7 protein-coding genes and 1 pseudogene are annotated in these 10,542 nt (G+C 65.6%); 1 reads left to right on the top strand and 7 read right to left on the bottom strand.

Going from position 1 to position 10,542, the window contains the following annotated elements:
- Position 1 precedes the first annotated feature (1 nt).
- On the bottom strand, positions 2-898 hold the full coding sequence (locus WC729_RS00040) for a LysR family transcriptional regulator (protein ID WP_372848260.1): 897 nt from the start codon (positions 896-898) through the stop codon (positions 2-4).
- Positions 899-1,003: 105 nt separating this feature from the next.
- Between WC729_RS00040 and WC729_RS00035 the strand changes: the two genes are divergently transcribed.
- A complete protein-coding gene (locus tag WC729_RS00035) occupies positions 1,004-2,620 on the top strand; it encodes a family 43 glycosylhydrolase (RefSeq protein ID WP_372848258.1) in 1,617 nt (538 codons plus the stop codon).
- Positions 2,621-2,626: 6 nt separating this feature from the next.
- On the opposite strand, the gene WC729_RS00030 is transcribed toward WC729_RS00035, so the two are convergent.
- The 6 genes and pseudogenes from WC729_RS00030 to WC729_RS00005 all read right to left on the bottom strand — a co-directional run.
- Positions 2,627-3,622, bottom strand: coding sequence for an alpha/beta hydrolase (locus WC729_RS00030; protein ID WP_372848256.1), 996 nt, complete (start codon positions 3,620-3,622; stop codon positions 2,627-2,629).
- A gap of 74 nt (positions 3,623-3,696) precedes the next feature.
- The gene (locus tag WC729_RS00025) at positions 3,697-6,651 is read right to left on the bottom strand and encodes a TonB-dependent receptor (RefSeq protein ID WP_372848254.1); all 2,955 of its coding nucleotides are present in this window, start codon (positions 6,649-6,651) and stop codon (positions 3,697-3,699) included.
- Between the two features lie 273 nt (positions 6,652-6,924).
- Entirely contained in the window at positions 6,925-8,484 is a 1,560-nt protein-coding gene (locus tag WC729_RS00020) for a carboxylesterase/lipase family protein (RefSeq protein WP_372848252.1), read from the bottom strand.
- Entirely contained in the window at positions 8,471-9,478 is a 1,008-nt protein-coding gene (locus WC729_RS00015) for a sugar kinase (RefSeq protein WP_372848250.1), read from the bottom strand. The genes WC729_RS00020 and WC729_RS00015 overlap by 14 nt, the downstream gene beginning before the upstream one ends.
- A gap of 64 nt (positions 9,479-9,542) precedes the next feature.
- The gene (kduD, locus tag WC729_RS00010; protein WP_372848248.1) at positions 9,543-10,298 is read right to left on the bottom strand and encodes a 2-dehydro-3-deoxy-D-gluconate 5-dehydrogenase KduD; all 756 of its coding nucleotides are present in this window, start codon (positions 10,296-10,298) and stop codon (positions 9,543-9,545) included.
- A gap of 110 nt (positions 10,299-10,408) precedes the next feature.
- Positions 10,409-10,542: pseudogene (locus WC729_RS00005) on the bottom strand (5-dehydro-4-deoxy-D-glucuronate isomerase); the annotation flags it as partial.

Below are 10,542 nucleotides of genomic sequence, written 5' to 3'. Positions count from 1 at the left end.
GTCAGGTCAGGCTGGCCCAGAAGCGCTCCGCCGCGGCGCTTTGCGGTGCGACCGGGCGGAACAGGCCGATCTCGATCGGCACGTCCCAGTCCGCTCCGCCGGCGCGAACCAGGGTGCCGCTCGCCATGTCCTTTGCGGCGACCCCGGCCGGAAGCCAGGCGATACCGCGGCTCTCGCGGGCCTTGCCGAGCAGGGTTGCGGCGAGCTGAGCGGAGAAGACGGTGTCCAGCGCGGGAATATGATCGGCGATATGGTGCGTCGCAAAGATACGGCCGAGGCCGGACTCTTCGGTATAGGCAAGCAGGGGCAGGGAGCCTTCCGTCTCATCGAGCGACCAGCGCGGCGAACCATCCGCATCCGGCGCCACGAGCGGGACCAACGAATCCATGCCGACCGCGATCGATGTGAACCGGCTCGGTTCGAACCGGCTCGCCGCCAGCGCGTGGCGGTGACAGAGCAGGAAGTGCGCCTGGCCCTGCAGCAGCAGCTCCTCGCAGGCGGCCAGGGTGTCGGAAAAAAGGCGCATCGGCCCGATCGGCGCGCGCTGCTCGATCTGGCGGATCCAGCCCGGGAAGAAAGTGAAGGCAAGCGCGTGGGTCGCAGCGAAATGGAGCGTGCTGGTATCGTCGTCGCGCGCCTCGCCGGCTTGACGCGAGTCCCGGCGCAACCGGTCGATCGTCTCGATCAGGCCGGCTACGCCGCGCTCGAACTCGAGGCCGGCCGCGGTCAGCGTCACCCGGCCGGGCGATCGGGTGAATAAGGCCGTGCCGACCCATTCCTCCAGCGCACGGATCCGGCGGCCGAAGGCGGGTTGGGCGATGCGGCGCGTTTCGGCGGCGCGCGAGAAGCTGCCGCTTTCGGCAAGCGCCACGAAATCCTCGAGCCACGCCAGTTCCACTCTACGCCGACCCCGTCTTGCCCCCGATGCTCACCGAAATAGCAGGGCAGGGCGCCAGGGCCTAACGGCACCGCAGGCGCATATTCCCGATACAGGAGCCGGATGATGGCGGACGAGAACAGCGGCATGATCAACCGGCGCGACATGTTCGGCACCGCGCTTGTGGGCACGGCCGCGGCGCTGATCGGCAGTGGCGAGGCGGCTGCTGCGGCTCCTCGGAAACCGGCCGTGCCCGACTGGCGGCGCGGCTACGATCATCAACGCGTAGCCGACCTGGGCGACGGGCACTTCCTCAATCCGCTGCTCGCGGGCGACCATCCGGATCCGGCGATCCTGAAGGATGGCAGTGACTATTACATGACCTTCTCCAGCTTCGATTCCTATCCGGGGCTGACGATCTGGCATTCGCGCGACCTGGTGAACTGGCGGCCGCGCACGGCCGCGCTGACCCGCAATATCGGCTCGGTCTGGGCGGTCTCGCTGGAAAAGCATGAGGGGCGTTATTTCCTCTACATCCCGGTCAAGGCGACCCCGAACTCGATCTGGGTCGTCTGGGCCGACCATATCGACGGGCCGTGGAGCGATCCGGTCGATCTCGCGCTGCACCGGCATATCGATCCCTGCCATGCCGTGGGCGAGGACGGATCGCGCTGGCTGTTCCTGTCGGGGGGCGACCGCATCCGGCTGAGCGCCGACGGCCTGTCGACCATCGGCGAGGTCGAGCATGTCTATGATCCATGGCGCTATCCCGACGATTGGGACGTGGAAGGATTCTCACCCGAAGGACCCAAGCTGGTCAGCCATGGCGGGTGGTTCTACATGATCACCGCGGTGGGTGGCACGGCCGGTCCGCCGACCGGGCATATGGTGATCGCGGCCCGATCCCGGTCGATCCATGGCCCCTGGGAGAATTGCCCGCACAACCCTTTGGTCCGCACCGTCGACAATGACGAGAAATGGTGGTGCCGCGGCCATGCCTCGCTGGTCGAGGCGCCCGACAAGAGCTGGTGGTCGATCTATCACGGTTATGAGAACGGCTTCTGGACGCTCGGTCGACAGGCACTGCTCGATCCGATCGAATGGACCGCTGATGGCTGGTTCCGGATGAAGGGCGGCGATCTTTCCGCACCGATCGCCAAGCCGAAAGGCGGCGAGGCGCTGCCGCATGGTCAGCCCTTGTCCGATGGCTTCAAGACACTCGCGCTTGGCGGCAAATGGAATTTCTTCAAGCCGGGGCCGAAGGAAAGCGCCCGCGCCCGGGTCGAGAACGGGGGGCTGACCCTCGCCGCCAGCGGGACGGCGCCAGTCGACTCATCACCCTTGCTGCTGATCGCGGGCGATCTCGGCTACCAGTTCGAATGCGATATCGAGATCGCATCGGGCGGCACGGCGGGGCTTGTGCTGTTCTACGACGAGAAGCTCTATTGCGGGCTCGGGTTCGACGAGAAGCGATTCGTCACCCACCAATATGGCATCGAGCGCGGCAGGCCGGCCAATCCGCATGGCCGCAAGATGCGGATGCGGATCGCCAACAAGCGCCACATCGTCGCGATCCATACCAGCGGGGATGGCGGCAGGACCTGGGCACGCTTCGATCGCGGGATGGAAGTGTCGGGATACCACCACAATGTCCGTGGCGGTTTCCTGATGCTGCGGCCGGGGCTGTATTCGGCCGGCGCGGGAGAGGCGCGGTTCTCCAACTTCACCTATCGCGCGCTGTAGCCGCTGTCACGCGAAGCCCTGAGTCCTGGCCCATTCGATGAACAGCTCGGGCCATGCCTCGACCGGCTTGCCGATCGTCTTGCGCAGCCCGAAGCCGTGGCCGCCATTGGTGAACAGATGCGTTTCGACGGTGATACCCTGCGCCTTCAGCGCAGCGCGGAACAACAGGCTGTTCTCGACCGGTACCGTCGGATCGTCCTCGGCGTGAAGGAGGAAGCAGGGCGGGGTCTGCTTCGTGACATTCTCGGCCGGGGTGTGCGCCCGTTCGAGCGCAGGGCTGGCGTCCTTGCCGATCAGCTGCTCGCGGGAGGCGGCATGGGCCACCGGCCAGGTCATCGACTGCACCGCATAGATTGGCGCGGCGATGAAGGGGCGTGCGCTGAGGCGGTCGGCGGCATCGACCGGATCATAGGTCTTCGCGGCGAAGCGCGTGGCGAGATCGCAGCAGAGATGGCCGCCGGCGGAAAAGCCCATCGCCGCGACGCGTTCGGGGTCGATCGCGAAATCCCGCGCCCGCGAGCGGATCAGCCGCATCGCGCGCTGCGCGTCCGACAGCGCGACATCGGGCCCGGCCTTCCAGCCGTCGCCGGGCAGGCGATAGAACAGCACGAACACCGTATAGCCGCGCGCGCTGAGCCAGCGGGCGATCTCGTACCCCTCCTTGTCGATTACGATACGGGTATAGGCGCCGCCCGGCATCGCCAGCACGGCGGCGCCGTTGGGGATGCGAGGGCGGAACACCACGAGGCGCGGACGGGTGATACCGCGGACCGCGCGATCGGGGAGATCGGGGTCGGTGCTGCGCTGGTCGACCGTCTCGACCGGGGGAACCGCGGGCATGCCCGGTGCCCCTTTCGGCCAGAGATCGATCGTCTCCACCGGATCGGGCAGGCCTGGCACGGGCGCATCACCGGCCCGTGCCGGGGGCGGGGTCTGCGATGGCGCGCTAGCGGCGACGCTTGCGGCCAGGGTTCCAAGGATCAGGTTGCGACGATCGAACATGGAGCCTCCGAATAAAGAAACGGACGCCGCCCGGGAGGGCGAGCGTCCGTCAGGATAGTCCAAGGGAGACGGACTTACATCTTCACGCGCGCACCAACCAGGATCGTGCGCCCGAAATGGTTGTTCTCGTAATTCCGGTTCGCGTCGAGATCGGTGTAGCGATAGCGATATTCGTCAGTCAGATTGACGCCTTCGACCGACACTTCGAGCCATTCGGTGAAGCGATAGCGGACCGATGCGTCGACATTGATGGTCGAGTTATAGCCTTCGAACACGTTGCCGGTGCCGCTGTTCTGATCGACATAGGGACCGCGATAGCTGATCGAACCGCGCGCGCTGAACTTCTTGTCCTCATAATAGAGCGTGCCGTTGATCGCCGTCTTCGACAGCCCGAACAGGGTCGACGTCCGGGTAGCTGCGACATTGGGCCCGAAAGCGCCGGTCGAGGTCTTCACCACCGTCGTCGGGCCAGCCACGGTGTAGGTGGCGGTCGAGTCGATGAAGGTCGCGTTCGCGATACCGCCGAAGTTCGACAGGAAGCCGGGCAGGAACTTGAAGGGTGCCTGTATCGACAGTTCGATGCCCTTCAGGCTCGCCCCCGTCCCGTTCACATTGCCGGTGATCGTGTAGATCTGGTTGGGGTCGAAATTGATATAGGCCGGCGAGCTGGTCGGCAGAACCGATTTGGGCAGGCCGGTCGAGGCGAAGGTGCCGCTAAAGGTCTGTGCGACCGGGAAGCTTTCCACCGCCTTCTTGAACACAGCGACCGACGCGATCGATTGTGGCGCGAAATACCATTCGAGTGCGAGATCGTACGCAGTGGCGCGGAACGGATTGAGCTGTGGATTGCCGAAGGTGATGCGGTAGTTGAAGCCGTCGACCGAACCGCCTGGCGTAAGATTGCCCAGAGTCGGCCGAGTGATGACCCGGGAGATGGCGCCGCGCAGCACGATGCTCTCGGTGGGGAACAAGGCCACGTTCAACGACGGCAGCCAGTCGTCATAGTCACGTGTGACCGAAACGTTGGTTCCGCTGTTCAGACCGGCCGATGACTGATCGGTGTGCGCATAGCGGACGCCGGCATTCGCCGCGTAGCGAAGGCCGAAGAGATCGCCCTTCACGTCGACCTGGAAATAGCCGCCCTTCACCGTCTCGGTAACGCTGCGGGTGTTGCCCGCATCGACCAGAGGCGTACGGCTATAGAGCTTGGTCAGCGCAGCCGCGGCGTCGATGTTCGGGACAAGCCACTGCGTGGTCGTGCCGGACGGCTGGCCAGCATCTCCCAGATGGACGGTGTCCGACAGGGCGGAGGTCGCCTGGAAGCCGTAGATCGCGGTCGGCCCGAAGAGTGTGTTGGACGAGCAGGTGAGGGTGCCAAGCACCAGATCCGTACCGCCATTGCCGCACACCGCAGTATCGCGCAGGAAGCCGGCGGTGTTGAAGCTGAAGCGGCGATACACTGCGCCGACCTTGAGCTTGAAGCCGTCGACAACGTCCCATTCGGTGCGGAGCTGCGCCGTGCGGAACTTGTTGGTCGTGTTCGACGGACGATCGCGGATTTCGGCGAGCTGGAAGTTCGCCGGGTCAGTCACGCTGGTGCCGAAGGTCAGCACCGGGCTCGCCATGTTGCGATAGTCGTATTTGTAGCCGGCCGCGTCGCGATCGTCATAGACGAATGTCGTTTCAACCGGGATGTCGGCGCTGGATTTCGAGAAGCCGCCGAGCAGGGTGAAGCGGAACGTGTCGGTCACATCCTGGTCCCAGGTGCCGCCGAGCTGGTAGAATTCGGTCTGCGATTTGCGCAGATAATGCTCGGTGCGGACCCAGGCATCGTCCAGGGTTGCCGCGATCATGTTGTTGTTGCCGTCGTAGACGGGATTGAGCACGTTGATCGATCGCTCGTTGCTGCGCAGCAGGACTTCGGCCCACTTCTCTTCACGCTCTTCCTTGAAGCGGGAATAGAGGCCGTCGATCGAGATTTTGGTTGAATCCGTCGGTGCGAACTGGATGCTGGCAGTGATGCCGAGCCGCTCGCGGCGGTGATCGACCACGCCATAGCGCGGGATGCGCGGATGGAAGGCCAGCGCTGCCTTGTCGCAGGCGGCATTCTGGAAATAGGTGCCGCCGGTGTTGGTCTTCGGCGTCGTCGGCAGACCGCCCGCATCCGTGTTGAAGAAGCAGGGCGTGCCGTCGACCGAGTCGAAGCGCGCCTGTGCCCAGCGGACCGAGTTGTTGCCCAGCTCGAGCGTGTTGATCTTCGAATAGGCGGCGGAAACCGATGCGCCGAAGGTGCCCGCATCGTTGCGCCAGGACAGCAGGCCTGCGAAGCGCGGGCCGACATTGTTGCTGAGATCGTTATAGGACGCCTGGGCGGAGAGGGCGCCGGTGAAGCCGGCCTTGCCCGCAAGCGGATTGCCCGTGTTCAGATCGACCACAGCGCCGAGCGAGCCTTCGTCGAGCGATGCCTCGGCCGTCTTGTGGACGACCAGCGAGCTGAACAGTTCGGAGGCGAAGACGTTGAAGTCGAAGGCGCGGTCGCGGTTGGCGCTGGCGCCGTCGGTCGAGGTGGCAACCGTCTCCATGCCGTTGACGCGGACGCGGGTGAATTGAGCGCCCAGGCCGCGGACGGTGATCGCACGGCCTTCGCCGCCGTCACGCTGAATGGTGATACCCGGGATACGCTGCAGTGATTCGGCCAGGTTCTGGTCGGGGAACTTCGCGATATCCTCCGCGACGATCGCGTCGACGGCGGAAACGGAGTCGCGCTTCAGAGTCAGCGCTTGCTCCAGCGAACGGCGGAACCCGGTGACGACGATATCCTGCTCGTCGGTCGTCGGCGCCTCCTGCGCGGCGGCATCCTGTGTGACGACTGGCTGGGCGGGGGCTGGAACAGCCGCCGGCTCGGTCGGCTTGAGTTCAGCCGCGGGCGCGACCGCCGGCATCAACAGGCCGATCGCCAGCGCGCCAAGCGATGCGCCTGCAATGTTGCGTGAAATCGTGCCTCGCGAGGCCCGGACTGCATTCCCCATTTACCCACTCCCATCTGCGTCGCTTTGCGACGTTGCTGACACCGGTGGCCGGACTGAGCGGTCGAACTGCTCATCCGGGCCGTCGGCACGTCAGGAGAGGGGAGGCCATGACGCGGCCAGCGATTCGCCCTCTCCTTCGGTGACCAATCTCGGTTGATCTTCCTCAGCTGTAACTTGTCGCCTTTGGTAACCGGTGTCAATGGCTATGGACAATGATCTGTGCCACCCTGCTACGGGCGATGCTCAATCACGATGGCGGGCTGTGAAGGGCGCTCAGGTGCCGGGCTGGATGTACGGAATGCGCGCGAACAACTCGCGCTGCCACTTGCGCGGATCATTCTCGATATGGCTGCGCGTATCGAAGATCATCGTCGGACGGCGAACCAGATCATAGACCGGCCATTTCGGCAGCCCGGCATGGTTCGGATTGCCGGTTCTGGTGAAGGCGACGAAGCTTTCCTGCATCGCGGCCGAAGCGGCGCGGGCGTCCGCCGCGGTGCCGGTCTGCGAGCCTTTCGCACCGAGCGTGCCGAAGACCAGAGCGATATCGAGCGAATGAAAGGCACCACGCCGCGGATCGGTGCGCGAAGTGAAGTCGAGTTGATACACCCAGGCGTTGGTCTTCGCCTGTGCGCGTGCCTCGGCCTCGATCACCTGGCCGCGCCAGCTGCGGCCGGCAGTGGTCGACGCGTAGAAGATATCGCTCGGCGCCCAGTCGGGGAATTTGGCACGATATTCGGCGACCACCCATTCGGGCAGCGCGTCGATGCGCAGTTCGGGCGCGATGCGCTCGGCGAGATTGTCCCAGTTCAATGTCTGCACCCGAGGCGTATCGAGCGACACGAAGGCACGCGTCTCGTCATGCGTGTTGCCGAGAATCATCGGAATGGCATTCGACTGCGGATTGGCGTCGGGCCAGAAGGGATGGCGGACCAGCCATTTCATGTCGAGCACCGGCCCGAAATAGACGCCGCCGCCAAGGATCGGATCCGTCGCGTCGAGCGCATCGACCAGCTTTCCGGTCGGCATGGTCAGCAGGGCCGGGAGATCCTTCTCACCCAGCCCGAGCTTCGTCAGATAGGCCTGGGCGCGTCGGGTGGCGTTGAGCGGGCCGGAAGCAGTCACTTGCTGGCCGCTCATCGTCGCGGCGCGATGGAACAGGCCTTTCGCGGCCGGCATGCCCATCATCGTCGCGATCTTCGCGCCGCCGCCGGATTGGCCGAATACCATCACGCGCGAGGGATCGCCGCCGAACGCAGCGATATTGTCGCGCACCCATTGAAGCGCGAGGATCAGGTCGAGCTGGCCGTTATTGCCGCTGTCCGGGAAGCGCGGGTCGAGTCGCGCGAGATAGAGATAACCGAACGCATTGAGCCGATGATTGACGGTGACGACCACGACATCGCCGCGCGCGGCGAGCACCTGGCCGTCGTTCAGCGCATCGGTGCTGCTGCCGTTCGAATAGGCGCCGCCATGGATGTAGAGCATGACCGGCTTCTTCACGGCCGGACTGGCCTCGGCGGTCCAGATGTTGAGGAACAGGCAATCCTCGCTTTGCGCGCCGTAGCGATCGTCCTTTTGCGGCGCGACCGGGCCGAACGCCTGGGCGGTGATCGTCTCACTCGGGCGCGATACCGGCCGGGGCGGCTGGAAGCGTTCAGCGGTGCCGTAGCGGATGCCGCGAAAGGTGAGAACGCCGCCTTCGGTCGATCCGACGAAGGTTCCTGACGGTGCCCGCACGCTGGCCGATTGGGCGGCCCGCGCCGCGCCGGCGAGAATCAGCGCCGCACCGGCACCGATCACGCCGCGCCGGGAGATCTCAGCGGCGGACATCGAGCCCGCCCGCGAGATAGGCATCGATATCGGCTTGGCGAAACAGGCTGGCGTCGCCGGGCAGTGAATGCTTCAGCGCGGTGAGGGCAAGGCCGGTGCGCGCCGCCTCGGTGATGTCGCCGCCCGAACGGAGCGCGTGAAGCACGCCGACCGCGAAGGCGTCGCCCGCGCCGATCCGATCGACGATCCCGGCGAGGAGCACTTCATCGGTCTGGGCATGCTCGCTACGGCCGTCGATCCGAGCGGAGAGGCGGTGCCGATCGGCATCCTCGACATGCCGCGCGGTGGAGGCGATCATCTTGAGCTTGGGGAAAGCGGCAAAGGCGGCTTCGGCCGATGCGAGCCGGCGGTCCTCGCCATCGCCGCCGAAATCCTTGCCGAGCAGCAGGGCGACGTCGCGGTGGTTGCCGAACATGATGTCGGCATGCTGGACCAGCCGGGTCAGCACACCGCGCGGATCGCTGTCCCAGCTTTCCCAGAGGCGCGCACGGTAATTGCCGTCGAACGAAATGGGCACGCCGCGCGCGCTCGCCGCCTCGGCGGCGGCGATGGCGGCTTCGGCGGGAACCGGGCCGAGCGCTGGCGTGATGCCGGAAAGGTGCAGGCGGTCGGCACCGGCGAGCAGCGTGTCCCAGTCCCAGGCGCTCGCGGGCGCCTCGGCGAAGCTGGAGCCGGCGCGGTCATAGACGACATCGGTCGCGCGCATGCCCGCGCCGCTGGTGACGAAATACAGCCCCATGCGATGACCGCTGAACTGGATGCCGGAACAGTCGACACCATTGGCGCGCATGCCGGAGATCGCGGCGCGGCCGAGATCATTGTCGGGCACCGCGCTCGCCATCGCCACATCATGGCCCAGACGGGCGAGGCCGCTCGCGACATTCGCCTCGGCGCCGGCGATCCATACGTCCAGCCTGGGTGTCTGGAGCAGCAGCTCACGTCCCGGGGGCGAGAAGCGCAGCATGATTTCACCGAAGGCGACGAACTTACCCATTATTCACCTGCTTCTCCGTTCGTGAGCTTGTCTAAGCCCTTCTCCTGGACGGAAGTGCAACGATTCATCGCGCCAGCCAACCGCCGTCGACCGCGAGGATATGGCCCTGGACATAGTCAGCGGCGGACGAAGCGAGGAACACGGCCGCCCCACCCAGATCGCTGGCATCGCCCCAGCGGCCGGCAGGGATGCGCTCCAGGATCGAGCGGTTGCGTGCCTCGTCAGCCTGGAGCGCGGTGGTGTTGTTGGTCGCGATATAGCCGGGTGCGATCGCGTTGACGTTCACGCCCTTGCCCGCCCATTCGTTGGCCAGCAGCTTGGTCAGCCCGCCGATGCCGGATTTGGACGCGGTGTAGCTCGGCACGCGGATGCCGCCCTGAAAGGTGAGCATCGAAGCGATGTTGATGATCTTTCCGTGACCCTGGGCGATCATGTGGCGGCCCGCCGCCTGGCACAGGAAGAAGACGGATTTCAGGTTGGTGTCGATCACCGCATCCCAATCCGCTTCAGTGAAATCGACCGAATCGGCGCGGCGGATAATGCCGGCATTGTTGACCAGGATGTCGAGCCCGCCGAGCTTCTCCAGCGTCTCGTCGACGACCCGCTGGGCCGGCTCGATGGTGGAAAGATCGGCCGAGACGATCTCCGCCCGGCGGCCGAGCGCGCGGGCCTTGGCGACAGTGTCCTCGGCGGGGGTGCGGCCGACCGCGGCAATGTCGGCGCCGGCCGCCGCCAAGGCGAGGGCGATCGCCTGGCCGATGCCGGTATTGGCGCCGGTGACGATGGCGACCTTGTCGGTGAGGTCGAAGGGGTTGGTCATCTTCTTCTCCTTAGTCCCCCTCCCGCTTGCGGGAGGGGTTAGGGGAGGGCATGTCGAGGGGCAGCGCCTGTTTTACAGGCCCTCCCCTCCCGCGGGCGGGAGGGGATTGGTTACGCCAGCTGGCAGATATCGAGCACGTTCATGTCGGTATAATCCTGGTTCTCGCCGGCCATGGCCCAGATAAAGGCATAGGCTTTGGTGCCCGATCCCATATGGATCGACCAGGGCGGGCTGATCACTGATT

This window comes from Sphingomonas sp. (assembly GCF_041661825.1).
GTDB lineage: Bacteria > Pseudomonadota > Alphaproteobacteria > Sphingomonadales > Sphingomonadaceae > Sphingomonas.
The sequence above is the reverse complement of the archived record's forward strand: the minus strand, read 5'-3'. Positions and strand labels throughout refer to the sequence as shown.

Bases quoted from the DNA above. Each gene is read 5' to 3' on its own strand.
- WC729_RS00035 (WP_372848258.1), top strand. From the start codon at position 1,004: ATGGCGGACGAGAACAGCGGCATGATCAACCGGCGCGACATGTTCGGC.
- WC729_RS00030 (WP_372848256.1), bottom strand. From the start codon at position 3,622: ATGTTCGATCGTCGCAACCTGATCCTTGGAACCCTGGCCGCAAGCGTC.
- WC729_RS00025 (WP_372848254.1), bottom strand. From the start codon at position 6,651: ATGGGGAATGCAGTCCGGGCCTCGCGAGGCACGATTTCACGCAACATT.
- WC729_RS00020 (WP_372848252.1), bottom strand. From the start codon at position 8,484: ATGTCCGCCGCTGAGATCTCCCGGCGCGGCGTGATCGGTGCCGGTGCG.
- WC729_RS00015 (WP_372848250.1), bottom strand. From the start codon at position 9,478: ATGGGTAAGTTCGTCGCCTTCGGTGAAATCATGCTGCGCTTCTCGCCC.
- kduD (WP_372848248.1), bottom strand. From the start codon at position 10,298: ATGACCAACCCCTTCGACCTCACCGACAAGGTCGCCATCGTCACCGGC.